Source organism: Arthrobacter sp. NPDC056691 (assembly GCF_042791415.1).
In the GTDB taxonomy this organism is placed as follows: Bacteria; Actinomycetota; Actinomycetes; order Actinomycetales; family Micrococcaceae; genus Arthrobacter.
This window is the reverse complement of record NZ_JBHTXX010000001.1, coordinates 253,154-277,251: the sequence shown is the minus strand read 5'-3', so window position 1 is coordinate 277,251 and position 24,098 is coordinate 253,154. Positions and strand designations below refer to the sequence as shown.

The 24,098-nt window shown below is 67.5% G+C and carries 22 protein-coding genes; 17 read left to right on the top strand and 5 right to left on the bottom strand.

All coding sequences use genetic code 11. From position 1 onward, the window contains the following. Nucleotides 1-112 precede the first annotated feature (112 nt). Nucleotides 113-946: a DUF559 domain-containing protein gene (locus tag ACFRAU_RS01325; RefSeq protein ID WP_377998473.1), complete on the bottom strand. Its 834-nt coding sequence runs from the start codon at nt 944-946 to the stop codon at nt 113-115. A gap of 380 nt (nt 947-1,326) precedes the next feature. Here ACFRAU_RS01325 and ftsH point away from each other — a divergent pair, with 380 nt between their 5' ends. The 11 genes from ftsH (at nt 1,327) to ACFRAU_RS01270 (ending at nt 12,058) form a co-directional block, all read left to right on the top strand. Beyond that, complete coding sequence (gene ftsH, locus ACFRAU_RS01320; RefSeq protein WP_377996601.1) at nt 1,327-3,393, top strand: ATP-dependent zinc metalloprotease FtsH; 2,067 nt, start codon at nt 1,327-1,329, stop codon at nt 3,391-3,393. A 10-nt stretch (nt 3,394-3,403) separates the two neighbouring features. Further along, nucleotides 3,404-4,042 carry a GTP cyclohydrolase I FolE gene (gene folE, locus ACFRAU_RS01315; RefSeq protein ID WP_377996600.1) on the top strand — a complete coding sequence of 213 codons (639 nt, stop codon included), beginning with the start codon at nt 3,404-3,406 and terminating at the stop codon, nt 4,040-4,042. A 10-nt stretch (nt 4,043-4,052) separates the two neighbouring features. Next, nucleotides 4,053-4,973 carry a dihydropteroate synthase gene (gene folP, locus ACFRAU_RS01310; RefSeq protein ID WP_377998472.1) on the top strand — a complete coding sequence of 307 codons (921 nt, stop codon included), beginning with the start codon at nt 4,053-4,055 and terminating at the stop codon, nt 4,971-4,973. A gap of 24 nt (nt 4,974-4,997) precedes the next feature. Continuing rightward, complete coding sequence (folB, locus tag ACFRAU_RS01305) at nt 4,998-5,357, top strand: dihydroneopterin aldolase (RefSeq protein ID WP_377996598.1); 360 nt, start codon at nt 4,998-5,000, stop codon at nt 5,355-5,357. Next, nucleotides 5,354-5,953, top strand: a complete 600-nt coding sequence (gene folK / locus ACFRAU_RS01300; RefSeq protein ID WP_377998471.1) for a 2-amino-4-hydroxy-6-hydroxymethyldihydropteridine diphosphokinase — start codon at nt 5,354-5,356, stop codon at nt 5,951-5,953. The genes folB and folK overlap by 4 nt, the downstream gene beginning before the upstream one ends. Next, nucleotides 5,950-6,477, top strand: a complete 528-nt coding sequence (locus tag ACFRAU_RS01295; RefSeq protein WP_377996596.1) for a DUF3180 domain-containing protein — start codon at nt 5,950-5,952, stop codon at nt 6,475-6,477. The genes folK and ACFRAU_RS01295 overlap by 4 nt, the downstream gene beginning before the upstream one ends. Continuing rightward, nucleotides 6,458-6,970 carry a PH domain-containing protein gene (locus ACFRAU_RS01290; RefSeq protein WP_306920422.1) on the top strand — a complete coding sequence of 171 codons (513 nt, stop codon included), beginning with the start codon at nt 6,458-6,460 and terminating at the stop codon, nt 6,968-6,970. Before ACFRAU_RS01295 ends, ACFRAU_RS01290 begins: the two co-directional genes overlap by 20 nt. Next, entirely contained in the window at nt 6,967-8,523 is a 1,557-nt protein-coding gene (locus tag ACFRAU_RS01285; RefSeq protein WP_377998470.1) for a PH domain-containing protein, read from the top strand. Before ACFRAU_RS01290 ends, ACFRAU_RS01285 begins: the two co-directional genes overlap by 4 nt. After that, complete coding sequence (locus ACFRAU_RS01280; protein WP_377998469.1) at nt 8,516-9,460, top strand: Rossmann-like and DUF2520 domain-containing protein; 945 nt, start codon at nt 8,516-8,518, stop codon at nt 9,458-9,460. The genes ACFRAU_RS01285 and ACFRAU_RS01280 overlap by 8 nt, the downstream gene beginning before the upstream one ends. Nucleotides 9,461-9,495: 35 nt before the next feature. Continuing rightward, nucleotides 9,496-10,425 (top strand): 4-phosphopantoate--beta-alanine ligase, encoded by a 930-nt coding sequence (locus ACFRAU_RS01275; RefSeq protein ID WP_377996593.1) that lies wholly within the window; start codon nt 9,496-9,498, stop codon nt 10,423-10,425. A 118-nt stretch (nt 10,426-10,543) separates the two neighbouring features. Continuing rightward, nucleotides 10,544-12,058, top strand: a complete 1,515-nt coding sequence (locus ACFRAU_RS01270; protein ID WP_377998468.1) for a DHA2 family efflux MFS transporter permease subunit — start codon at nt 10,544-10,546, stop codon at nt 12,056-12,058. 101 nt (nt 12,059-12,159) lie between these two features. Here the strand turns inward: ACFRAU_RS01270 and ACFRAU_RS01265 are convergent, their stop codons facing one another. Then, a complete protein-coding gene (locus tag ACFRAU_RS01265; protein WP_377998467.1) occupies nt 12,160-12,996 on the bottom strand; it encodes an alpha/beta fold hydrolase in 837 nt (278 codons plus the stop codon). Nucleotides 12,997-13,039: 43 nt separating this feature from the next. Beyond that, nucleotides 13,040-14,020, bottom strand: coding sequence for an alpha/beta fold hydrolase (locus ACFRAU_RS01260; RefSeq protein WP_377998466.1), 981 nt, complete (start codon nt 14,018-14,020; stop codon nt 13,040-13,042). Between the two features lie 139 nt (nt 14,021-14,159). On the opposite strand from ACFRAU_RS01260, the gene lysS reads away from it, so the two are divergent. The 6 genes from lysS (at nt 14,160) to ACFRAU_RS01230 (ending at nt 22,277) form a co-directional block, all read left to right on the top strand. Then, the gene (gene lysS / locus ACFRAU_RS01255) at nt 14,160-15,698 is read left to right on the top strand and encodes a lysine--tRNA ligase (RefSeq protein ID WP_377998465.1); all 1,539 of its coding nucleotides are present in this window, start codon (nt 14,160-14,162) and stop codon (nt 15,696-15,698) included. Nucleotides 15,699-15,700: 2 nt separating this feature from the next. Next, entirely contained in the window at nt 15,701-15,886 is a 186-nt protein-coding gene (locus ACFRAU_RS01250; protein WP_377996586.1) for a hypothetical protein, read from the top strand. A gap of 138 nt (nt 15,887-16,024) precedes the next feature. After that, nucleotides 16,025-16,351 (top strand): Lsr2 family protein, encoded by a 327-nt coding sequence (locus ACFRAU_RS01245; RefSeq protein WP_307099115.1) that lies wholly within the window; start codon nt 16,025-16,027, stop codon nt 16,349-16,351. A gap of 489 nt (nt 16,352-16,840) precedes the next feature. Next, the gene (locus tag ACFRAU_RS01240; RefSeq protein ID WP_377996584.1) at nt 16,841-19,333 is read left to right on the top strand and encodes an ATP-dependent Clp protease ATP-binding subunit; all 2,493 of its coding nucleotides are present in this window, start codon (nt 16,841-16,843) and stop codon (nt 19,331-19,333) included. A 278-nt stretch (nt 19,334-19,611) separates the two neighbouring features. Further along, nucleotides 19,612-21,732 carry a S9 family peptidase gene (locus ACFRAU_RS01235; RefSeq protein ID WP_377998464.1) on the top strand — a complete coding sequence of 707 codons (2,121 nt, stop codon included), beginning with the start codon at nt 19,612-19,614 and terminating at the stop codon, nt 21,730-21,732. Between the two features lie 35 nt (nt 21,733-21,767). Further along, a complete protein-coding gene (locus tag ACFRAU_RS01230; RefSeq protein WP_377996580.1) occupies nt 21,768-22,277 on the top strand; it encodes an amino-acid N-acetyltransferase in 510 nt (169 codons plus the stop codon). On the opposite strand, the gene ACFRAU_RS01225 is transcribed toward ACFRAU_RS01230, so the two are convergent. After that, a complete protein-coding gene (locus ACFRAU_RS01225; RefSeq protein WP_377998463.1) occupies nt 22,264-22,548 on the bottom strand; it encodes a hypothetical protein in 285 nt (94 codons plus the stop codon). The genes ACFRAU_RS01230 and ACFRAU_RS01225 overlap by 14 nt on opposite strands. Beyond that, complete coding sequence (locus ACFRAU_RS01220) at nt 22,545-23,927, bottom strand: glycosyltransferase (protein ID WP_377996576.1); 1,383 nt, start codon at nt 23,925-23,927, stop codon at nt 22,545-22,547. Before ACFRAU_RS01220 ends, ACFRAU_RS01225 begins: the two co-directional genes overlap by 4 nt. Nucleotides 23,928-24,098: the final 171 nt, after the last annotated feature.

Below are 24,098 nucleotides of genomic sequence, written 5' to 3'. Positions count from 1 at the left end.
GCCGCATTTTTGCACCGCTTTCGGTGGCCGCGCCGCCGTCGAACCCTGACAACACGGGCTGGACGGCGGCGCGTGCTGCTTAACCCGAGCTGAAGTGGTGCAGAAATGCCGACTAGCAGGGCTGCCGCGGGGGCGTGGCCAGGGCCTGCTGGATCTGCGCCAGCATCTCTTCCGGCCTGTGCACCACATCCTCATACAGGTAGCGCAGCACTCTGTAGCCGCTGGCCGCCCCAACGTTGTTCCGGCGAATGTCCTTCTTGAACTGGGGCTTGTTCAGGTGGAAGCCCACGCCATCGATTTCCACAATCAGGCATCCGTTGAGCAGGAAATCCACGTAGCCGATTCCCTTCAGATAGACCTGGGTGCGCACATCGAAGCCGTGCCGCCGGAACAGGACCCGGGCCACCGTTTCCAGCAGGGAATCAGATCCGCATTCCACGAGGTGGAGCACTGCACGCGCTCGCCCGTTCCGCGCCCCGGGAAGAAGCCTGCGAAGGAAATCGAGGTCAATCTCACCGCGGCTGTAGGCGCATTCCACCATCACCAGGGCCTCAAGTTCGGGCAGGCACTGAAGTGCATGGAGCAGGACATCCTTCAGGGGGAGCACGGGCGGCTGCAGGGTCGAGATGTTTCCGCTGAACCTGTGGGACCGGATGCTGCGGGGCAGCCGGCGGTGGCAGGCGGCAAGGTGCGGCTGGCTGGGAGCCTGCAGGGTCCAGAGCGCATAGTGGCCCGCAGCCGAGACGCAGGTGACGGCGGCGTTGGCTTCGTAGGCCCGGACGAAGTCATCGTTCGCCTGCGGCAGACGGTAGACCCCATGCCGGCCATTCAGTATCAGCCCTGAGTCCACCGCGCGGCCAACCTCGCTTCGGCTGAAGCCTGCCCGGCGGAGGTGGGCCAGCCTGGCCACGCCACCGTGCCTGGCGAGAAATTCCGGGGGCTGCATGCCGTCCAGCGTGGCCCCGCGGTAATGCATCCCGGCAGAGGGACCCCGTCGTATGTGGATAAAGGCCTGTGCGGACAACGCAGCCCGGGCGTTTCTGCACCACTTTCGCGGCGCGGCGCGCGGCGCTGCCCGGCAATCCCGCGGGTGCTGTTTCCGGGCAGCCCGCAAAGAGGTGCAGAAACGCCGGCGCCAGCCTAAGGGGGGCGCGGGACAGTGCCGAAAGCCGCCCGACCAGCCACTACGCCCTGAGGGAACTTTTGTATTACACCGTGCGTGAATTACTCCTGACGGTGTATAGCTAGAAGCGACGCAGCACCACACGCGCGCAGTCCTCGCGCCGTGCAGCACTACCAGGAGGGACGGGGCCAGCCCCCGAACAGATGAAAGCTAAGAGTTTCTTCAAGGGCCCGGGCATTTGGATCATTGTTGTGGTCGGCATGCTCCTGCTGGCCTTTGCAACGTTGGCTCCGGGCGGCTCGACGCGCATCGACACGCAGCCGGGCCTCGAGCTCCTTGCCCAGAGCGGCAAGGTGGAACAGGCCAAGATCTTCGACGGCGAAAACCGCGTCGACCTGGTGCTGAAAGACAACCTCGTCATCGACGGCCAGGACAAGGGCAAGAACGTCCAGTTCTTCTTCGTCAATGACCGCGGCCCGGACGTCGTCAAGGCCGTGACTGCTGCCAACCCCTCCAAGGGGTACACGGACCAGCCGGTGGAGAGCAACTGGCTCTCGGGACTCTTCTCGCTGCTCGTGCCGGTGCTGCTGCTGGGTGTCCTGTTCTGGTTCCTGCTGTCCCGCATGCAGGGCGGCGGCTCCAAGGTGATGCAGTTCGGCAAGTCCAAGGCCAAGATGGTCAGCAAGGACATGCCCCAGGTGACCTTCGCGGACGTCGCCGGTGCTGACGAGGCCGTCGAGGAGCTTCAGGAAATCAAGGAATTCCTTGCGGAGCCTGCCAAGTTCCAGGCCGTGGGCGCCAAGATCCCCAAGGGCGTGCTGCTGTACGGCCCTCCGGGCACCGGCAAGACCCTGTTGGCCCGCGCTGTCGCGGGCGAGGCAGGCGTCCCCTTCTTCTCCATCTCGGGCTCGGACTTCGTTGAAATGTTCGTCGGTGTTGGTGCCTCCCGCGTCCGCGACCTGTTCGAGCAGGCCAAGTCCAACGCGCCGGCCATCATTTTCGTGGATGAAATCGACGCCGTCGGCCGTCACCGCGGTGCCGGCATCGGCGGCGGGAACGACGAACGCGAGCAGACCCTCAACCAGCTGCTCGTCGAAATGGACGGCTTCGACGTCAAGACCAACGTCATCCTGATCGCCGCCACCAACCGGCCCGACGTCCTGGACCCGGCGCTGCTCCGCCCCGGCCGCTTCGACCGGCAGGTCTCCGTGGAAGCGCCGGACCTCGTCGGGCGCGACCAGATCCTCCAGGTCCACGCCAAGGGCAAGCCGATCGCTCAGGGCGTTGACCTCAAGGCCGTGGCCAAGAAGACCCCCGGCTACACGGGTGCAGACCTGGCCAACGTGCTCAACGAGGCTGCGCTGCTGACCGCACGGTCCAACGCCAACCTGATCGACGACCGCGCACTGGACGAAGCGATCGACCGCGTCATGGCCGGCCCGCAGAAGCGCAGCCGCGTCATGAAGGAGCACGAGCGCAAGATCACCGCGTACCACGAAGGCGGACACGCCCTCGTCGCCGCGGCGCTGCGGAACTCCGCACCGGTCACCAAGATCACCATCCTGCCCCGCGGCCGCGCCCTCGGCTACACCATGGTGGTCCCGGAAAACGACAAGTACTCCGTCACCCGCAACGAACTGCTGGACCAGATGGCCTACGCCATGGGCGGCCGCGTGGCCGAGGAGATCGTCTTCCACGATCCGTCCACCGGCGCCTCGAACGACATCGAAAAGGCCACCTCCACCGCCCGCCAGATGGTCACCCAGTACGGCATGAGCGAACGTGTTGGTGCTGTCCGCCTGGGCCAGGGCGGCGGCGAGCCGTTCCTCGGCCGCGACGCCAGCCACGAGCGGAACTACTCCGACCAGATCGCCTACATCGTGGATGAGGAGGTCCGCCGCCTGATCGACCAGGCCCACGACGAGGCCTACGCCATCCTCACCGAAAACCGGGACGTCCTGGACCGGCTTGCCCTCGAACTCCTGGAACGGGAAACGCTGAACCAGGCCGAAATCGCCGACATCTTCAGCGACATCCGCAAGCGGGATTTCCGCGAGATCTGGCTGTCCAAGGAGACCCGGCCCGTCCAGATGGCCGGCCCGGTGGAGTCGCGGCAGGAGCGTGCCGAACGTGAAGCCCAGGAAGAAGCCAAGGAGGCCCGCCTCGAGGAACCGCTGGACGCGATTCCGCCGCACCCCCAGGGTGTTCCGGAGGACGCCTCCTTTCAGGGCGGAGTAACGGAAGCGGGACCAGACGGCCACCACGGCTAAGCTCTTTGGTGTGACTCACTTCGACGACGACGACCTCACCGCCACCGCCGACCCTTCGGCGGTGGACGGATCAGGCCACCACCACAAGGTGGATAGGCCCCGGATTGAAGCGGCCGTGCGGGAAATCCTGCTGGCGATAGGCGAGGACCCGGAACGCGGCGGGCTGCAGGACACGCCCAAGCGCGTGGCCAAGGCTTATGCCGAGGTGTTCGCCGGCCTGCACCAGGATCCGGGCAGCGTGCTCGGCACCACTTTCGACCTCGACCACGAGGAACTGGTGCTGGTGAAGGACATCCCGTTCTACTCCACCTGCGAGCATCACCTGGTGCCGTTCCACGGCGTCGCGCATGTGGGGTACATCCCCTCCCACGACGGCAGGGTGACGGGCCTGAGCAAACTGGCACGCCTGGTGGACATTTACGCCCGCCGCCCGCAGGTGCAGGAGCGCCTCACCACCCAGATCGTTGAAGCGCTGGTCACATTCCTCAAGCCGCGCGGAGCCATCGTGGTGGTGGAATGCGAACACATGTGCATGTCCATGCGCGGCATCCGCAAGCCCGGAGCCAAAACCGTCACAAGCGCGGTTCGCGGGCAACTTCATGACCCGGCCACCCGTGCCGAAGCCATGAGCCTCATACTCGGAAGGTAAAAAACAGACTATGGATTCCCTAGCTGCAGCACCTGGAACCGGCCCCGCAACATCACCCCTGCCCATCCTGCGCAAACCGCGGCCGGCAGCCAAGTTCGAAGCCCTGCCCACAGACCGCACGCTCGTCATGGGCATCCTCAACGTCACCCCCGATTCATTCAGCGACGGCGGCAAGCACGCGACGGCGGACACCGCCATCGCCGCCGGCCTCCGGATGTTCTACGCGGGAGCCGACATCATCGACGTCGGCGGTGAATCCACCCGCCCCGGCGCCGAGGAAGTCAGCCCCGAGGAGGAGCAGCGCCGGGTGGTGCCGGTCATCGAAGCCCTCGTGAAGGCGGGCGCCCTGGTCAGCATCGACACCACCCACGTCTCCACCGCCGAGGCCGCACTGAATGCAGGCGCGGCGATCATCAACGACATTTCCGGCCTCAGCATCGAACCCGGCATGGCCGAGCTCGTGGCGAAGACCAAGGTGCCCTACGTCCTGACCCACCGCCGCGGCGACGCCAAGACCATGACCGCCCTGACGGAGTACGACGACGTCGCGGACGACGTCGTCTCCGAACTGAACGGCGTCCGCGACAAACTGTATGCGGCCGGCGTCCTGCCGGAGCAGATCATCGTGGATCCGGGCATCGGGTTCTCGAAGACGGACGTGCAGAACTGGGAACTGCTGCGGAACCTCGACCGGCTCGACGCGATGGGCCACAAGGTGCTGGTGGGCGCGTCCCGCAAGCGCTTCCTCGGCACGCTCCTGACGGTCGCCGGCAAGGCGGCGCTCCCGGAGGAGCGCGACGCCGCCACGGCCGCCATCACCGCCATCAGCGCCGCCCGCGGCGCCTGGGCCGTGCGCGTGCACGACGTCGGACCCAGCCTTGACGCCGTCAAGGTGGCCGCCCGCATGGCGGCCCCGGACCACGGCCGCTGACCAGGAAGGCCTAGCAGAACAGCCATGGACAGGATCTCGCTGACCGGTGTCACCGCCACCGGCTACCACGGGGTGTTCGATTTTGAGCGCCGTGAAGGCCAGCCGTTTGTGGTGGACGCCGTCCTGCACCTGGATTTCAGCCAGGCGGCGGAGTCGGACGACGTCCGCGACACCGCCCACTACGGTGAGGTTGCCGGCCGGATTACCGAATGGATCACCGGCGAGCCGCTGAACCTGATCGAGGCTCTGGCGGTGCGGATGGCCGAGGGCCTGCTCAGGGAATTCAAGGTCCAGGCCGTGGAAATCACGGTGCACAAGCCGAAGGCGCCCATCGAGGTTCCCTTCGGCGACGTCGCCGTCAGCGTCTACCGGGAGCGGACATGAATCCGGCACCTGCACTGCATGAAAAGCCGGTGCATGAGAATCCGGCACCCGCCAAGACCGGCTACACGCGCGCTGTGCTGGCGCTGGGCAGCAACCTCGGGGCGCGGAACGAGACACTGTCCGAGGCCGTGGCGGACCTTGTGGACCGCCCCGAGGTACGGCTCCTGGCCGTCTCACCGATAGTGCAGACCAAGGCCGTCGGCGGCCCCGCCGGGCAGCCGGACTTCCTCAACATGGTGATTTCGGTCGAAACCTCGCTGGGGCCGCTTGACCTTCTCAGGCACTGCCAGTCGGTGGAAAACAAACACCACCGTGTGCGTGAGGTCCACTGGGGGCCGCGCACGCTCGACGTCGACGTCGTCATCTACGGCGACCTCAAGAGCGACGATCCGGTGCTAACCCTGCCCCACCCGTTCGCCGCAGTGCGGGCGTTCGTGCTCTTCCCCTGGGCCCAGATGGACCCCTCGGCCACCCTGAACGGGCAGCCGGTGGGGGAGCTGGCAGCCAGGGCCGCTGACTTCCCGGACCTGCAGCCGTTCGACGGTTTCGGGGACTTCGACGGCGTGCCCGACGGCGGGGCGGTGGAACAGCCGTGAAGCCCATGAGCCCGCTGCTGCTCGCAGTCGTGGGCATTGCCCTGGCCATCGCCGGCTGGTCCGCTGCCGTCCTGACCGTCCGCTACGGCATGGCCACGCCGGTGCTGCCGGCCACGGCACTGGTCACCATGGGCGTGATTGTTGCACTGACCCTGGTGCTGGGCATCCGCGTGCTCCGCTGGCGGAACGGCAAGAAGAAGAAAATGCTGAACCCCATCCTGGCGGCGTGGACGCTGGTCCTTGCCCAGGCCTGTGCCTACACCGGCGCGATGCTGCTGGGCTGGCACGCCGGGATCTTCCTGGACCAGTTGCGGTTCTGGAGCATCCGCAGCGGGCTGGACGTCACCTGGCTCGCCCTCGGCATGGCCGGCGGCGGGCTGGTCATGATCGTGGTGGGGCTCGTCGTCGAACGCTTCTGCAAGATCCCGCCGGAGGACGGCGAGACGGATGCCGGCGAAGGCCTTCCGGGCCACGGCAGGGGCAAGGCCAAGGGGGAAGGCGAGTATGCCTACCGCGGCGATTGATCCCCCCGGGATCACCTGGCTGCGCGTGTCCCCTAAGTACGTCACGGTCCGGCTCGTCGAGTGGGCCCTCGGCAACCTGGTCATGGTGGCCGTGCTGAGCCTGCCGCTGGTGTTCGTCCGGCTCGGCTGGTGGCGGTGGCCGCCGCTGTGGCTGGCCATCGGGGTTCCGGCCTTCATGCTGCTGCTGGCGCTGTGGCGCCTGGTCCTGATCCCGCGGCAGGTGCGTGCCATCGGCTACGCCGAGCGCGACGACGACCTCCTCATCCGCGGCGGCATCTTCTTCCAGCGTGTCATGGTGGTGCCGTACGGCCGCATGCAGTACGTGGACATCAGCGCCGGACCGGTGGAACGCGGGCTCGGGTTGTGCACCCTGAAGCTGCACACGGCCTCCGCCGGAACCAACGCAGGCATTCCCGGCCTTCCCGCCGAGGAAGGCGCCCGGCTCAGGGAACAGCTTTCGGCGCGCGGCGAAGCCAGGCTGGCCGGACTGTGAGCGCCGGCGGCCTCGCTTCCGGAAAGCCCGACGGCGAGTGGCTGCGCGTGCATCCGGCAACACCTTTCGTGCGGGGCTGGGTAGCGCTTGCCGCCATCGGCTACTTCTTCGGGCGTGACAGCTTTGAACGGATGCTGCAGGGCCAGCCGCTGATAGATGACCGCATCGCCGGCCGCGCCCCGTGGCTCCTGGGCGCCGGGGCATTGATGCTGGTGTTGTCGGTGCTCGGCTTCATCCTGTCCTGGTACTTCACCCGCTACCAGGTGGCGGAGGGCTACGTCCGGGTCAACACAGGCTTCCTGTTCAAGCAGCAGCGGCAGGCGCGGCTGGACCGCGTCCAGGCCATCGACATCGTCCAGCCGCTGCTCGCCAGGATCTTCGGCCTCGCGGAGCTCAAGTTCGAGGTCGCCGACGCCGGCGAGTCCGCCGTCCGGCTGGCCTACCTGCGCATCGGCGACGCGCGCCAGCTTCGCGCCACCATCCTCGCCCGCGCATCGGGCGTCCGGCTGGATCCCGAACACCCCGACGCAGCCGCCCCCGAGGCGCCCGAGCAGCAGGTGCTGCAGGTCCCGCCGTCGCGCCTGGTCGGTTCGCTCCTGCTCAGCGAGCAGAGCGTTTTTGTGGTCCTGGGTGCAGCGGCATCGGTGATGCTGTCAGCGCTCACCGAGAATAGGGCCTTTTTCCTGTACCTGATTCCCGCGGCGCTTGGCCTCATCGCCGCGTACTGGAACTCGTTCACCAAAGGCTACAACTTCACCGCGGCCATCTCCCCGGACGGCATCCGGCTCCGCTACGGGCTGCTCGACACGCAGGCGCAGACACTTCCGCCGGGCCGGATCCAGGCGCTGAAGGTGGCGCAGCCGCCGCTGTGGCGCCTCTTCGGCTGGTACCGGATGCAGGTCAACGCCGCCGGCTACGGGGCCGCCGGGGCCAACAACGGCGAGGCCGGTTCGCGCACCACGCTGCTGCCGGTGGGGAAGTGGGACGACGTCCTGAACATGCTGGCCCTCGTGCTGCCGGACCCGGGGACTGCCGATCCGCTGCGCGTTTTCTACCACGGTGTGAACGGGCTGGATTCCGACGCCGGATTCGTCACCACGCCGCGCCGCGCACGGCTCCTGGCTCCGCTGGGCTGGCGGCGCAACGCTTTCGCGTCCACGGACACGGCTTTGCTCATGCGCTCGGGCCGCTGGTGGCGGCAGCTCGTGGTGGTGCCGCACCAGCGGACGCAGTCGATTGCGCTGCAGCAGGGGCCCCTCGCGCGCCGGTTCGGGCTGGCGGACCTCGTGCTGCACACCACCGCGGGACCGGTGGCGCCGCGGGTGATCCAGGCGGACATCCGGGAGGCGCAGGCGCTCTTCGACGCCCAGGGAGCCCGCGCCCGCGCCGCCCGCCGGCGGCAGACGAGCGAACAGTGGCTGGCCCAGGTGGCCCGGGCCGGGCTCGCCGAGCAGGCCCCGCCGGCTGCGCTGGCCAAACCGGCTGAGCCCGTCGAAACCCTGCCCCGCGCGACTGCCCCAGCACCCCAACAGGAAGGCCAGCAACGTGGCTAAGCCAGGACGCCTCGGCGTCGGAATCATCGGAGCCGGCAAAGTGGGCGCTGTCCTCGGTGCGGCGCTCCGCGCGGCCGAGCACGCCGTCGTCGGGGTTTCCGCCGTCTCCGACGCGAGCCGGGAACGGGCCGAGACCCTGCTGCCCGGCGTTCCCGTCCTGGAGATCCAGGACATCGTGGAGCGCTCGGAACTGGTGCTCCTGGCCGTCCCGGACGATGCCCTCGGCGGGCTCGTGGAGGGGCTCGCCAAGCTCGGCGCGTGGCAGCCCGGCCAGCTCGTGGCGCACACGTCGGGCCGATTCGGCGTCGGTGTGCTGCATCCGGTCCGGGCGGCCGGTGCTGTCCCGCTCGCGCTGCACCCGGCCATGACCTTCACCGGGATGAGCCTGGACCTGACCCGCCTGCTGGACTGCACGTTCGGGGTTACTGCGGACGCTGCCATGCTTCCCATCGCGCAGGCGCTCGTCGTCGAAATGGGGGCTGAACCGGTGGTGATCGCCGAGGGCGACCGCATCATCTACCACGCGGCCCTTGCGCACGGTTCGAACCACCTGGTCACGCTTGTGGCGCAGGCTTCGCAGCTGCTGGCCGAGGTGGGCGTTGAGGCGCCGGACCGCATGCTCGGGCCGCTGCTGCGGGCCACCCTGGAGAACGCACTGGCCTCCGGTGAGTCGGCCCTGACAGGCCCGGTGGCGCGCGGGGACGCCGGAACCGTGGAGGCGCACGCCCGGGCGCTGCGGGAGCACGACGCCGGAACCGGCGGCGACATCCTCGAGGCGTACCTCGCCATGGCACGGGCCACGGCGAGGCGCGCTGAAGGGCGCGGCCTGCTGAAGCCGGATCAGGCGGACACTATTCGTATCGCGCTTGCGGGCACGGGTGACGGGGTCACCGACGACGACGGCCCGGACGAGGATGGCACCGATGACGGCCGCTGAGAAAACCGGCCGCAGGGCCAAGGGAGGACACTGACATGGCAATCCGACTCGTAACGACGGCGGACTCCCTTCGTGCACAAAGCCGGCTGCTGCTGACACAGAAGAACGGTTCGTCCCTGGGCCTCGTGCCCACCATGGGCGCCCTGCATGCGGGCCACGGGCGGCTGGCGCGGGCCGCCGTCGAACAGAACGACGTCGTGGTGGCCTCCATCTTCGTGAACCCGCTGCAGTTCGGCGAGGCGCAGGACCTGGACCGCTACCCGCGGACCCTCGAGGCGGACATGGCGCTGCTCGAGGAACAGGGCGTGGACCTGGTCTTCGCACCCTCGGTCGAGGAGATGTACCCGGGCGGGCAGCCGCTGGTCAGGGTCACGTCCGGTCCGCTGGGGGAGAAATGGGAGGGCGCGTCCCGGCCCGGGCACTTCGACGGCGCGCTTACCGTGGTGGCCAAGCTGCTGCACCTGGGCATCCCCGGCACCGGCCTTCCCGGCGGCAGCGCCTTCGTTGCCGGATCCGGCGGCGGGCTGCCGGCATACCGGGCCTACTTCGGGCAGAAGGACGCCCAGCAGCTGGCCCTGGTCCGCCAGATGGTGGCAGACCTGAACTTCCCCGTGGAGATCGTTGCCGTGCCAACCGCCCGCGCCACCGACGGGCTGGCGCTGTCCAGCCGGAACCGCTTCCTCTCCGACGAGGAGCGGGAGGCCGCGCTGGTCCTGTCCCGCGCGCTGCACCTCATCGAGGAGCGGGCGAACGCCAACGAGCCCCTTGATGTCGGCTCGGCCAGGGCCCTGATCGAGTCCCAGCCCCTGGTCCAGCTCGATTATCTCGACGTCGTGGATCCCGTAACGCTGGAGCCACTCGCCGAGAACTGCCAAGAGACTCCCTTCCGCGGTGAAGGGTTGGCACTGGTTGCCGCGAAGGTGGGCGCCGTGCGGCTGATCGACAACGTGCCGCTCAGTTCCTAAGTAACCCCCTGTGCGGGGACTGGGCAGTGTGCTGGGAATGGGCAGGGCCACTACACTGTTGGAGTCTGCAGCGGCGCTGACCGCCAGCCACCACGTCCAACTCCCCGGGGGCCCCGCCATGTCTACCAAAGTCACGTCCGATTCGTCTGGCGAACCTGCCCAGGAGCCTGCCGCTCCGGTTGTAACAACGGCCGGTGCGCCGACCTCCCCGGCCGCAGCACCGGCGTCGGACAGGATGTCCCGCGAGTCCGTGACGGTCATTGTCACGCTGCTGGTGGCCACGTTCGTGGTGATCCTGAATGAAACCATCATGAACGTCGCCCTGCAGCGGCTCATGGTGGACCTGCGCGTGGATGCCCCCACCGTCCAGTGGCTCTCCACCGGGTTCATGCTGACCATGGCCGTGGTGATTCCGACCACCGGGTTCATCCTCCAGCGGCTGTCGACGCGGTCCGTCTTCCTCCTGGCCATGGGCCTGTTCGCCGCCGGTACGGCGCTTGCCGCCGCGTCGCCCGGCTTTGAAGTCCTCCTGCTAGCACGGATCATCCAGGCCGGCGGCACCGCCATCATGCTTCCGCTGCTGATGACCACTATCCTCACGCTCGTGCCGCTGGCCCGCCGCGGCGCCGTGATGGGCAACGTCAGCATCGCCATCTCCGTTGCGCCGGCCATGGGGCCCACCGTCTCCGGGTTCATCCTGCAGCACTTCTCCTGGCGCTTCATGTTCATCTTCGTCCTGCCCATCGCGCTGGCGGCGCTGGCCATCGGTGCCAGGTTCCTGACGAACGTCGGCGAGACCGGGAAGTCCAGGCTCGACTTCCTCTCCGTGGTGCTGACCGTCCCCGCCTTCGGCGGCCTGGTCTACGGCCTCAGCCAGATCGGCGGCGGTTCCGGCACCAGCGGCGGCCCCGGCACGCTGGCCTTGGTGGCGCTGGTTCTTGGCGTCGCCGGCCTTGCCGCGTTCACGTTCCGGCAGCTCCGGCTGCAGAAGTCCGAGGCCCCGCTGCTTGACCTGCGGGCCTTCAACTTCCGGATGTTCACGGTCTCGGTGGCGCTGATGGTGGTGTCCATGGTGGCCCTGTTCGGCGCCGTGATCCTGCTTCCGCTCTACCTGCAGGAAATCCGCGGCCTGCAGTCCCTCGAGACCGGCCTGGCCCTGCTGCCCGGCGGCCTCGCCATGGGCCTGCTCGGCCCGGTGATCGGCCGGCTGTTCGACAAGATCGGGCCGTTGCCGCTCACGGTCACCGGTTCGTCGCTCATGGTCCTGACGCTCTGGCAGTTTTCAATGCTCGACGCCGGCACTCCGGTCTGGTGGATCGTCACCCTGCACGTCGGACTCAGCTTTGGGCTGGCGCTGCTCTTCACGCCCGCGTTCACCACCGGCCTCAACCCGCTCCCGCCGCACCTGTACTCGCACGGGTCGGCCATCATGAGCACCCTGCAGCAGGTGGCGGGCGCGGCGGGAACGGCGCTGCTCGTGTCCATCTTCGCGTTCGTTTCCGCGGGCTCCGGCCTCGTTGCGGGCATGAACGCCGCATTCCTGACGGCAACCGTCATTGCCGTTGCCGCCGTCGTACTCTCCACCATGATGCGGAAGACGGCAGGAGCCGAAGGCGCCCCCGCCGCCCACTGAGCGCGAGCGAACACTTAAGCCCCGCCCACCAAGCGCGAACGAACACTTAAGCCCCGGAAAGTGGGGCTCAAGCGTTCGTTCGCGCTGTGGTTACGGCGGGGCTAGCCGGCGAAGAAGTCGCTGAGCTCGGTGATGAGCCTGTCCGGTGCGCGGTTGGCGCCGTCGTGCCCGAAGCCCGGCAGGATGGTGTAGCTGGAGCCGGAGAGGACGTCGTGGATCTGGCCGCAGGCCACTCCGAAGTAGGCCGGGCTCTTCTCGCCCACGATGATGAGCGTTTCAAGCGGCAGCGCCAGGAACGGTTCGGCCGGCATGTCCGCGGCGATGATCGCCTTGATTTCCCGGACGCCGGTGCGCATCATCTCGCGCATCTGCTTGCCCACCGACGTTCCCGCCGTGAGCTTGTTGGCGAGGGTCATCATGGACAGGGGCATGCGGGAGGAGAAGGCGCTCTGGGCCTCAAGCCCGCGGAGCAGGACGGCGAGGGCGCGGTCGTCGTCCCCGGCCGCCGTCGCACGTTCGTATTCAGTGGTCCAGTCCGCCGTGACGCTGTGGTTGACGGAGACCGCGGGGTCGTACACGGCGAGCCGCTCCACCGGGAGGGTCCGCGCCGCGTGGATGGCCACGGCACCGCCGAAGCTGTGGCCGAAGACGTCGGTGCTGTCGGTGTGCTTCATGACGGCATCGAGGTCGCGGATGTCGACGTCCAGGGTGTAGTCCCCGGCCTGCTCGGAGGACGCGCCGCGGCCACGGCGGTTGAACGTGTGCACCGGCCGGCCGAGGGAGGCGCTGAGCTTCTGCGCGAAGCGGGTGTAGTCCGCCGCCGTCACCATGGAGGCCGTGACCACAACCACGCCGGAGCCGGCCGAGGCCAGTTCCTCGCCCGTGCTGAACAGCTCGAGCTTGCCGCCGTCGGGTGTGCTGATGATCTCGCGAGTCATGCTCCGAGCCTATCCGAGGCCGGCCCGTGCTGACAGCCGGCAGCTACCGGCGCCGGCGCTTCGTGCTCAGTGGCCGGACGGTTCCGTCGGTGCCGTTGAGGAAGCGCGCCATCCGGATGGCCAGGCGCTTGCCCGGCCGGATCGGCCCCTCGTGAAGCTGGCCCGGAACCACCGCGAAATCGATCGCCGGCACGGCCGACGCCAGTTGCCGTCCGGTGTCGGCAAAGTATCCCGGACTCCAGCCTCCGCTGAGCATCAGTGTGGGGGTGGTCAGTTCCGTGAAATCCGCGAGTTCCGCGTCGGCGTCGAGCACCGCCCGCATCTCCTGCACAGCCGTCGGCAGCAGTTCCCGCATTTCCGCACCGACGTTGGTCCGCGCCGACATGATGCTCAGCATCCGCAGCGCACCGAGAGGCAGATAGGACAACGGCCCGGCCGTGGCCAGCCCCTGCACCAGGTGCGCCCAGGCGTGGTTGAGCTGCCCTTCGGTTACGGCCTGCTCCAGTTCCGGCCGCCAGCGGTGGTTCAGGTTGCCGGAAAGGGACACCGCGGCGTCGTACGTGACGAGCCTGCGCAGCGGCATCTCGCGCGCCGCCTGGAGCGCCACGAATCCGCCGAAGCTGTGCGCCACCACGTCCTCCGACCCCGTCGCCTTCATCACGGCCGCCAGGTCCCGGATCTCGGTCGCGACGGAATAGTCGTCCGGCTGCGGCGCGGACCCGGCTCGGCCGCGGCGGTTGTAGCAGTGCACCGGCCGGCTCAGCAGGAGGCTCAGGTTGCGGGCGAACGGCCGGTACAGCGCGTCGGTCACCAGCGTTCCGTGGATAAAGACGACGCCGGGCGCCGTGACCGGAGCCGGGTCACCTTTTGCGGAGGTGCTGTGGGTGGAGTTGCCGCCGGGGTTGTGGGCGGGGTTGCCGGCGGCCGACGGGCCACGGTTGGCGGTGGTGAGTCCGGCGGGCCTGAAGGAGTGCACCTCAAGGCGGCCGCCGCCGTCGTCCGTCTCCACTGTCCAGGTCTCCACAGCCCGAGTCTATGCCCCACCTCCTCCGGAGTTTTTGTCCAGATAATGGCGCCAAATGGCCCCGGAAGTCCGAATATATGGACAAAAACTCCAAGGTGGGGGGTTCCGAACTCCGAGGCGTGAAGTCCCGGTAAACTTGATGACTGTGACTTCCCAAAACACCACCGCCCCCAAGAATGCCCCAGAACCGCTCGACGCCAGCGAACAGATGCGCATCCGCATGGAGAAGCGCGCCAAGCTGATCGAACGCGGGCAGGAGGCGTACCCGGTGGGTGTTGAGCGCACGCACTCGCTCGGCGAGATCCGCGAAAAGTACGCCCACCTGCAGGCCGACGAGACCACCGGGGACGTCGTGGGCATCACCGGCCGCGTGGTGTTTGTGCGGAACACCGGCAAGCTGTGCTTCGCCACGCTGCAGGAAGGCGGCGCCGACGGCAAGGGCACCCGGCTGCAGGCCATGCTCAGCCTGGCGAACGTGGGCGAGGAGGCGCTTGCCGACTGGAAGGCCCTGGTTGACCTGGGCGACCACGTTTTCATCCGGGGCGAAGTCATCTCGTCCCGCCGCGGTGAACTCTCCGTCATGGCCGAGTCCTGGTCCATGGCCTCGAAGGCGCTTCGCCCGCTGCCGGTGCTGCACGCCGAACTCAACGAGGAAACCCGCGTCCGGCAGCGCTATGTGGACCTGATGGTCCGCGACGAGGCCCGCGAGATGGTCTACACCCGCGCGGCCATCACCCGCTCCATCCGGGAGACACTGTTCCGCCACACCTACGTCGAGGTGGAAACGCCCATCCTCCAGCTGGTCCACGGCGGCGCCCTGGCCCGGCCGTTCGAAACGCACATGAACGCGTTCGACCAGAAGATGACCCTGCGCATCGCCACCGAGCTGTACCTCAAGCGCGCCGTGGTGGGCGGTATCGACCGCGTTTACGACATGGGCCGCGTGTTCCGCAACGAGGGCGTGGACTCGACCCACAGCCCCGAGTTCACCACGCTTGAATGCTACGAGGCCTGGGCGGACCAGTTCGTCATGGCCGAGCGCATCAAGGAGATCATCCTGGACGCCGCAGACGCCGTGGGGGCGGGACGCACGCTGCAGACCGAAGCCGGGGAGATCAATCTCGACGGCGACTGGGCCTGGGTTGCTGTCTACCCGGGACTTTCCGAGGCAGTGGGCCAGGAGATCACCCCGGACACCACGCTCGAGGAACTGCGGGCCGTGGCCGGGAAGCACGACGTCAAGGTCGACCCCAAGTGGGACGCCGAGAAGCTGGCCGTGGAACTCTTCGGCGAAATCGTGGAACCCACACTGCTGAACCCCACGTTTGTCTATGACTACCCGCCGTCCGCCCAGCCGCTGGCCCGCCCGCACCGCGAGGACGGCCGCCTGATCGAGGCCTGGGACCTGATCATCGGCGGCATGGAGCGCGGCACCGCCTTCTCCGAGCTCATTGACCCGGTCATCCAGCGCGAACGGCTCACTGAGCAGTCCCGGCACGCGGCAGCCGGCGACGTCGAGGCGATGCAGCTGGACGAGGACTTCCTCCGCGCGCTGGAGTACGGCGCACCTCCCATGGGCGGCATCGGCCTGGGCATCGACCGCCTGGTCATGCTCTTTACCGGCGCGGGCATCCGCGAAACCATTCTCTTCCCACTGCTCAAGCCCGAAGGCCACTGATCATGGATTACGTCGCCGTACTGCTGCCCTCGCTGGTAGTTGGCCTGCTCTTTTGGTTTGCCATGAAGTCGATCTTTAACGCGGACAAGGCAGAACGCCAGGCCGAAGCGCGCGCGCAGGCCGAAGCCGATGCCCAGGCCTCAGCCGGAGACGATTCCTCCGAACCGCCGAGTAAATCAGACAAATAGCAGGCGACTTTTAATATCGCCCGGTTATCCCCAAGGAACCATTGCGCGTTTTGACGCGTTGCCTTATTGGGGGAGATACTTCAGGTGGAAACATCCTGCTTTTCTGATTACACGTCCTTTCCAAAAGAGAGATTTTTGATGGCACAGAAAGTCAATATCGTCCTGGTGGACGATCTGGATGGGGGATCTGCGGACGAAACCGTTCGCTTCGGCCTGGATGGCGTCGGTTATGAAATTGACCTGTCCTCAGCCAATGCTTCAGAACTGCGGTCATCTCTGGAACGCTTTGTTTCAGCCGGCCGCAAAACGTCCGGCGGCCGCCCTACCCGTGCCAAGGCACCGGGTGGACGCAGCCAGGACTCTGCCCAGATACGCCAGTGGGCGCGGGATCACGGTTACACCGTAAACGCGCGCGGCCGTATTCAGGCGGAAATCCAGGAAGCCTACCAAAAGGCCAATTCCTAGGACGGCGCCCTGACAATCCGTTAGGGCGCAAAACCTTCTGAGCATATGTGTGGCGCCCCCGGCTGACGGGGGCGCTGCGCTTTAACCGGCCGATGCCGTCCGCATAAACGGAACAGCCGTTATTCGGAACCGCCGGCCACGCTAGTAATCGGGTCCGGTGGCCAACGGAATCGGAGAATGCCCTCCCGCGGGGAAACGAGCCCCGCGCCAATACCGCCGCTTTAGCGCCAACGATGTGCAAGCTAATCGCCGGCCATAGGGCATTATGCGCCGGTGATTTCCGACACTCCGTCAAGGGACGCGGGAATTGTCCGTCGGCTGGCAGCCGGATGCTATTCAGAGCCTTCTCGCGCATTGCGCCGGGAAGGCTGCTACGGCAGCTGCGCGGACCTGTGCAAGCCCCGCGGTTTCCCCTGTGGCGAACAAGCTCCCCAAGTCAGGGTTCCCCCACGTAGCATCAAAGTACGTCGTAGCTAGGAGTGTGGCGAAATGTTTGAGCGATTTACGGACCGTGCCCGTCGCGTAGTTGTGCTTGCCCAAGAAGAGGCACGCATGCTGAACCACAATTACATTGGTACCGAACACATCCTCTTGGGTCTGATCCACGAGGGTGAGGGCGTTGCCGCCAAAGCTCTTGAGTCCTTGAGCATTTCGCTCGACGGCGTCCGCGAGCAGGTGCAGGAGATCATCGGCCAGGGCCAGCAGGCTCCCTCCGGCCACATCCCCTTCACGCCGCGTGCAAAGAAGGTGCTGGAGCTTTCGCTGCGCGAAGCCCTGCAGCTCGGCCACAACTACATCGGCACGGAGCACATCCTGCTGGGACTCATCCGCGAGGGTGAAGGTGTGGCAGCGCAGGTGCTGGTGAAGCTCGGCGCCGACCTCAACCGGGTCCGCCAGCAGGTCATCCAGCTGCTCTCCGGCTACCAGGGCAAGGAAGCCACCGGCGCCGGCGTCGGCCAGAGCCAGGCAGAGGGTACCCCCGCCGGCTCTGTTGTGCTGGACCAGTTCGGCCGCAACCTGACACAGGCTGCCCGCGAGAACAAGCTGGATCCTGTGATCGGACGCGAGCAGGAAATGGAACGCGTCATGCAGGTCCTTTCCCGCCGCACCAAGAACAACCCCGTGCTGATCGGCGAGCCCGGCGTCGGCAAGACCGCCGTCGTCGAGGGCCTGGCCCAGGCGATCGTGCGCGGCGACGTGCCGGAGACCATCAAGGACAAGCAGCTGTACACGCTGGACCTTGGCTCCCTCGTGGCCGGCTCCCGCTACCGCGGTGACTTCGAAGAGCGCCTGAAGAAGGTCCTCAAGGAAATCCGCACCCGCGGCGACATCATCCTCTTCATCGACGAGATCCACACCCTCGTGGGCGCCGGTGCCGCCGAAGGCGCCATCGACGCGGCCTCGATCCTGAAGCCCATGCTGGCCCGCGGCGAGCTGCAGACCATCGGTGCCACCACGCTGGACGAGTACCGCAAGCACATCGAGAAGGACGCCGCCCTCGAGCGCCGCTTCCAGCCCATCCAGGTCAAGGAGCCGTCGGTTGCGCACGCGATCGAGATCCTCAAGGGCCTGCGGGACCGCTACGAGGCGCACCACCGCGTCACCATCACCGACGGCGCCCTCGCCTCGGCCGCTAACCTCTCCGAACGCTACATTTCGGACCGGTTCCTGCCGGACAAGGCGATCGACCTCATCGATGAAGCCGGTGCCCGGCTCCGCATCCGCCGCATGACCGCTCCGCCGGAGCTCAAGGAGATGGACGAGCGCATCTCCGAGCTGAAAATGGAGAAGGAGTCCGCGATTGACGCGCAGGACTTCGAAGGTGCTGCCGCGCTGCGCGACAAGGAGCAGAAGCTCATCACCGAGCGCTCCGAGAAGGAACGCCACTGGAAGACCGGCGGCATGGACGACATCTCCGAGGTGGACGAGGACCTGATCGCCGAAGTCCTCGCGAACTCCACGGGCATTCCGGTCTTCAAGCTGACCGAGGAAGAATCCTCCCGACTGCTGAAGATGGAAGACGAACTGCACAAGCGCGTCGTCGGCCAGGACGAGGCCATCAAGGCACTGTCCCAGGCCATCCGCCGCACGCGTGCCGGCCTGAAGGACCCGAAGCGTCCGGGTGGCTCGTTCATCTTCGCCGGCCCCACCGGCGTCGGCAAGACCGAGCTCGCCAAGGCCCTCGCGGAGTTCCTGTTCGGAGAAGAGGACGCCCTCATCACGCTGGACATGTCCGAGTACTCCGAGAAGCACACGGTATCGCGCCTCTTCGGTGCCCCTCCGGGCTACGTTGGCTACGAAGAGGGCGGGCAGCTGACCGAGAAGGTCCGCCGCCGTCCGTTCTCCGTGGTCCTGTTCGACGAAGTGGAAAAGGCCCACGCGGACCTCTTCAACTCGCTGCTGCAGATCCTGGAAGACGGCCGACTGACCGACTCCCAGGGCCGCGTGGTGGACTTCAAGAACACCGTGATCATCATGACCACGAACCTCGGTACCCGGGACATCTCCAAGAGCGTGGCCACCGGCTTCCAGTCCGGCACGGACACCCAAACCGGCTACAACCGGATGCGCGCCCGGGTCACGGAGGAGCTCAAGCAGCACTTCCGCCCCGAGTTCCTCAACCGTGTTGACGACGTCGTGGTGTTCCCGCAGCTGACGCAGGACGAGATCATCGAGATCGTGGACATGTTCGTGACGCGCCTGGAGAAGCGCCTCAAGGACAAGGACATGGGCATCGAGCTGACCAAGACCGCCAAGGTCCTCCTGGCCACCCGCGGTTACGATCCTGCCATGGGTGCCCGGCCGCTGCGCCGCACCATCCAGCGCGAGATCGAGGACCAGCTCTCCGAGAAGATCCTCTTCGGCGAACTGCACCCCGGCGACATCGTGGTGGTGGATGTGGACGGCGAAGGCGACGACGCGAAGTTCACCTTCGCAGGCAACGCCAAGCCGCGCATCCCGGAAATCGCCCCGAGCGCCTAGCCCCGAGCGCCTAGCCCCGGGCGCTTAGCCGCCAGCCGCACTCCAGCGCCAAGAGGCCCCGCCAGCCCCCGAAAGGGAGCAGGCGGGGCCTCTGCGTTGCGCCCTCCAGATCGCATGACCGGCCCGGACCCGCTTAACCGGCCTCGCGCGCGGCCGGTTGTGCTGGGGAGGGCCGGTTGTACCGTGTGTGGGGATGGGGGCAGCGAGGTCTGAAAGTACTGTTTCACTAATAGTGAACCCTCCTGTGATCCAGGGCACAGGGGGTGTTGAATCAGCACATGTCAACTGAAGATGCAGCGATCCTGCCTGAGCAACCGGCGACCCCTTTCCACGACCTCGACCACTACCTCGCGATCCCCCGCGTCAGTGGCCTGGCCCTCAGCCCCGACGGCCGGCGGCTGGTGACCACGGTGGCCACGCTCAACAGCAAGGGCACTGATTACGGAACGGCGCTGTGGGAGCTGGACCCGGCGGGCCAGAAGCAGGCCCGCAGGATCACCCGCAGTGCCAAGGGCGAAGCCGGCGCCGCGTTTGCGGCCAACGGCGATGTCTACTTCACGTCCGCCCGGCCGGATCCGGACAAGGAGGCCGACGGCGATCCCGTCAGTGCGCTCTGGGTGCTCCCGGCTGATGGCGGCGAGGCCCGCGTCGTGCTGTCGCGCGCCGGCGGCGTGGACAAGGTCATGGCGGCCAGGGACGCCACCGCGGCCTTCGTGACCGCCTCCGTTCTTGCCGGCTCCCGCGACGAGGAGGATGACGCCGGGCGACGCAAGAGCCGCAAGGACAACAAGGTGGCGGCCATCCTGCACACCGAATACCCGGTGCGCTACTGGGACGCGGACCTCGGCCCTGCCCAGCCGCGGCTCTTCGCGGTGGAGCCGGGGACGGGTCAGGAACCCGGCAAGCCCGCCACCGTGGACAGCACCGCGCCCCTTACCCTGCGCAACCTCACGCCGCAGGCAGGGTCCCGCCTCCGGGAAGCCGTCACGGTGATCAGTCCGGACGGCAAAACCCTCTACACCAGCCTGGTGAAGCCACTGCCGAAGGCGGACCTGCGCTCGGTCCTCGCCGCCATTGACGTTGCCACGGGGGCACTCCGGGTGCTCCTCGATGAGGAGGGCATCAACTTCTTCCCCGGCCCGGTCAGCCCCGACGGTGCCTCGCTCGCCGTCGTCAGTGAAAGCGACACGACCCCGCAGCAGGCACCGCAGGTCCGGCTCCACCTCCTCGACGTTTCCGGGGAAGCCGGGCCGGAGGACCTGCAGCCCTTGGCTCACGGGTGGGACCGCTGGCCCCACCCGGAGGCGTGGCTCCCGGACGGCTCCGCCTTCCTGGTTACGGCGGACGACGACGGCGCGTCGCCGGTTTTCAGGGTCAACGCGGCGGCAGGTGCCGCCCGGGGGAGCGTCACCCGGGTGACGCCGGACGCGGCGGCCTACACCGACGTCGTCGTTTCACCCGACGGGCGCAACGCTTACGCGCTGCGGAGCTCGTACGAGTTCCCCGCCGAGCCGGTCCGGATCGACCTCGGCACCGGGGACGTGACGCGGCTGCCGTCCCCGGCGGAGCGGCCGCAGACGGAAGGGGCACTGGAGCGGGTGGAGACGACGGCCGCCGACGGCACCCGCGTCCCTGCCTACCTGGCCCTGCCCGCCGGGGCTTCCGCCGAGAACCCCGCGCCGCTGCTGCTGTGGATCCACGGGGGCCCGCTGGGATCCTGGAATGCCTGGACCTGGCGCTGGAACCCGTGGCTGCTCACGGCCCGGGGCTACGCCGTGCTGCTGCCGGATCCTGCTTTGTCGACGGGCTACGGTCAGGATTACATCCAGCGCGGCTGGGGTGGCTGGGGGAAGGCGCCGTTCACGGATCTCATGGCCATCACTGATTCGGTGGTGCAGCGGCCGGACATCGACGAAAGCCGCACCGCCGCGATGGGCGGCTCCTTCGGCGGCTACATGGCCAACTGGGTGGCCGGCCAGACGGACCGCTTCAAGGCGATCGTGACCCACGCCAGCCTGTGGGCCCTGGACCAGTTTGGACCCACCACCGACGCGTCGCAGTACTGGCTCAAGGAAATGACGGCGGAAATGGCGCTGGAGAATTCCCCGCACCTGCACGTGGAGAAGATCCGGACGCCCATGCTGGTCATCCATGGCGACAAGGATTACCGGGTGCCCATCGGGGAAGGACTGCGGCTCTGGTATGAGCTGCTGTCCAAGTCCCAGCTCGCCTCCGACGGGAACGGGCAGACCAGCCACCGGTTCCTCTTCTACCCGGACGAAAACCACTGGATCCTGCAGCCGCAGCACGCCAAGGTCTGGTACGGCGTGGTTGAACACTTCCTGGCCAGGAACGTCCTCGGCAAGGACATCGCGCTGCCGGCGGATCTGGGTCTATAGGAGGCGGTGATGGCGCCCCCCGTAAGATGGGGCCTGTGACTGACTCCTTCACTGTTCGCCCCGCCCGGACCAGCGATGTGGCTGCCATCAAGAGACTGGTGGCGCCGCTGGCGGAAGAGCGAATACTGATGGCCAAGGAGACGGTGGCCTATTACGAGAGCCTGCAGGAATTCCTGATTGCCGAGTCGGCCGCGGGCGAGGTCATCGGCTGCGGCGCCCTGCATGTCATGTGGGAGGACCTTGCGGAGGTGCGCACCCTGGCGGCCTCGGATGCGTGGCGCGGCAAGGGCGTGGGGCACGTCCTGGTCGAGAGCCTCCTGAAGCAGGCCGGGGCGCTGGGCGTCTCGCGGGTGTTCTGCCTGACCTTCGAGGTGGACTTCTTCAAGCGGCACGGCTTCGAGGTGATGGCTGACCAGTCGGCGGTGGACCCGCAGGTGTACTCCGAGCTGCTGCGCTCGCACGATGAAGGCGTTGCCGAGTTCCTGGACCTTGCGCGGGTGAAGCCCAACACGCTCGGCAACACGAGGATGATCAAGGCTCTCTAGCGCCCGCCCCGACCTCCTCGCGGCCGGGCTCCTCGCGGCCGGGCTGCGGTTCCGTGTGCCCTTCCGGGTGGATGCCGCGGGGTTCGGACCGGTGGCCGCGCCTCCAGTCCGGCGGCTGCAGCTTCGGCAGGACCTTCGCCACGGCCAGCGCGGCATAGATCACCGTATTCACCGCCACGAAGGCCGCCATGACGCGGAACCAGCCGGTGAATAGCAGGGATTCGGGGAGAATCGCCCCCGCGGGTACTGCCAACCCGGCTGCTGCGATCATGCTCCGCCTGCCTTTGCCAGGTGCTTCCAGCTGGCCTCCCGGCCCGCGGACATGTCGATGATGCCCTTCACGTAGACCACATTGAGGAACATGTCGAACACCAGTTCCGGGATGACGGTCAGGGCGAGGAGGCGCGCCGGCCAGCCTCCGCGCCAGACGGTGACCATCCGCTCGAAGGAGAAAAGAACGCCCAGCCCCAGCCAGAAGGGGAACCAGATCCAGGTGTCGAGCGCGAGCACCGTCAGGAGAATCAGCAGCAGGTAGGAACTCAGGGCGATGACGCCGTAACCAAGGCCGAACTGCTGGGCCCAGTACCGGGCGGCCGGCGGTGTCAGGCCGTAAGCACCGAGGTTTTCCAGGGCGCCGCGCTGCCACCGCAGCCGCTGGGCCCAGAGGGTGCGCCACGTTGGCATGAGCTCGGTGACCACTGCGCATTCCGACGGCGAGACCATGAGCCCGCCGAGCGACTTCAGTGCGATGGTCAGCTCGTTGTCCTCGGTGAGCGCCCAGGTGTCGTAGACATCCCCGGCCACGCCGGGCAGGACCTTGCCGCGGTTCTCCGCCACGGCCCGCAGCGCGGCCGGCCGAAACACCGATGCCGTTCCCGTGAGCACAAAAACCCGGCCCCGCCGGCGACGCATGTCCCGCGCGTACCTGATGTACTCGTTGCGCTGGAACTGTCCGAGCAGCCCGTGCCCCTGCTCGCCGTAGAAGAGCCCGCCCACGGCCATGAGGGCCCTGTCCCGCGTGAAGTGTCCGATCGCGCAGGCCAGGAACCCGTCGTCGAGCAGCGTGTCAGCGTCCATCACCATGACCAGATCGTTGTCGCCCTGGCCGGGGAGCAACCGGTTCAGCGCCTGGTTCAGGGCGCCGGCCTTCTTTTGGCTGTTGCGCACCGTCTCCAGAACCTCGACGCCGGCCGCGCGTGCAACATCTGCAGTGGCGTCTGCGCAGTTGTCCGCCACGACGATGACCCGCTGCGGCGGGTGCGACTGGGCGAGAAGCGATGCAAGCGTCGAAGGCAGGGATGCGGCTTCGTTGTGCGCCGGGATGAGGACCGTGAGAGTGACCGGCCCGGCGTAGACGCCCCTGGTTTTCGCCATCACGATGCGGGGCGCCAGCGGCTGCGCCGGGTTTGCCGAACGCCGCGATTTGAGGGAAATGTGCCGGTCGGCCAGAGCGATTCCGGCAATAAGCAGGAAGGCGACGGCGATCGCCGTCGTTAGCAGCCACGGCGCCGGGGCCTCTGCGACGTAAAGTACGCCCCAGATCCCCAGCAGCATGCCGCGGCTCGGGGCGGTTACCGCCGTCGGCACGGTGGCGGTGACGGCCAGCCACAGCAGCGCGGCTGTCCCTGCCGCCGCCAGGGCGATCAGCACCCCGGCGGTTTTCTGCAGCGTGCGGTGGGGTTTGATGGCTCACTCCATCCGGTGCGGATTGACGTGGTCGGCGACCTGACCTACGCGATCGTTGCAGTGCCGTCCCGGTTTTGCCGCGGGAACTGATCAAGATCCGCTCAAAGTTGCACCACAATTTTCCTTCTGTTTTAT

What these genes read in the sequence shown, in the direction of transcription:
- ACFRAU_RS01325 (WP_377998473.1), bottom strand. Translation starts at nt 946, where the DNA reads ATGCAGCCCCCGGAATTTCTCGCCAGGCACGGTGGCGTGGCCAGGCTG.
- ftsH (WP_377996601.1), top strand. Translation starts at nt 1,327, where the DNA reads ATGAAAGCTAAGAGTTTCTTCAAGGGCCCGGGCATTTGGATCATTGTT.
- folP (WP_377998472.1), top strand. Translation starts at nt 4,053, where the DNA reads ATGGATTCCCTAGCTGCAGCACCTGGAACCGGCCCCGCAACATCACCC.
- folB (WP_377996598.1), top strand. Translation starts at nt 4,998, where the DNA reads ATGGACAGGATCTCGCTGACCGGTGTCACCGCCACCGGCTACCACGGG.
- folK (WP_377998471.1), top strand. Translation starts at nt 5,354, where the DNA reads ATGAATCCGGCACCTGCACTGCATGAAAAGCCGGTGCATGAGAATCCG.
- ACFRAU_RS01290 (WP_306920422.1), top strand. Translation starts at nt 6,458, where the DNA reads ATGCCTACCGCGGCGATTGATCCCCCCGGGATCACCTGGCTGCGCGTG.
- ACFRAU_RS01275 (WP_377996593.1), top strand. Translation starts at nt 9,496, where the DNA reads ATGGCAATCCGACTCGTAACGACGGCGGACTCCCTTCGTGCACAAAGC.
- ACFRAU_RS01270 (WP_377998468.1), top strand. Translation starts at nt 10,544, where the DNA reads ATGTCTACCAAAGTCACGTCCGATTCGTCTGGCGAACCTGCCCAGGAG.
- ACFRAU_RS01265 (WP_377998467.1), bottom strand. Translation starts at nt 12,996, where the DNA reads ATGACTCGCGAGATCATCAGCACACCCGACGGCGGCAAGCTCGAGCTG.
- lysS (WP_377998465.1), top strand. Translation starts at nt 14,160, where the DNA reads ATGACTGTGACTTCCCAAAACACCACCGCCCCCAAGAATGCCCCAGAA.
- ACFRAU_RS01250 (WP_377996586.1), top strand. Translation starts at nt 15,701, where the DNA reads ATGGATTACGTCGCCGTACTGCTGCCCTCGCTGGTAGTTGGCCTGCTC.
- ACFRAU_RS01245 (WP_307099115.1), top strand. Translation starts at nt 16,025, where the DNA reads ATGGCACAGAAAGTCAATATCGTCCTGGTGGACGATCTGGATGGGGGA.
- ACFRAU_RS01240 (WP_377996584.1), top strand. Translation starts at nt 16,841, where the DNA reads ATGTTTGAGCGATTTACGGACCGTGCCCGTCGCGTAGTTGTGCTTGCC.
- ACFRAU_RS01235 (WP_377998464.1), top strand. Translation starts at nt 19,612, where the DNA reads ATGTCAACTGAAGATGCAGCGATCCTGCCTGAGCAACCGGCGACCCCT.
- ACFRAU_RS01225 (WP_377998463.1), bottom strand. Translation starts at nt 22,548, where the DNA reads ATGATCGCAGCAGCCGGGTTGGCAGTACCCGCGGGGGCGATTCTCCCC.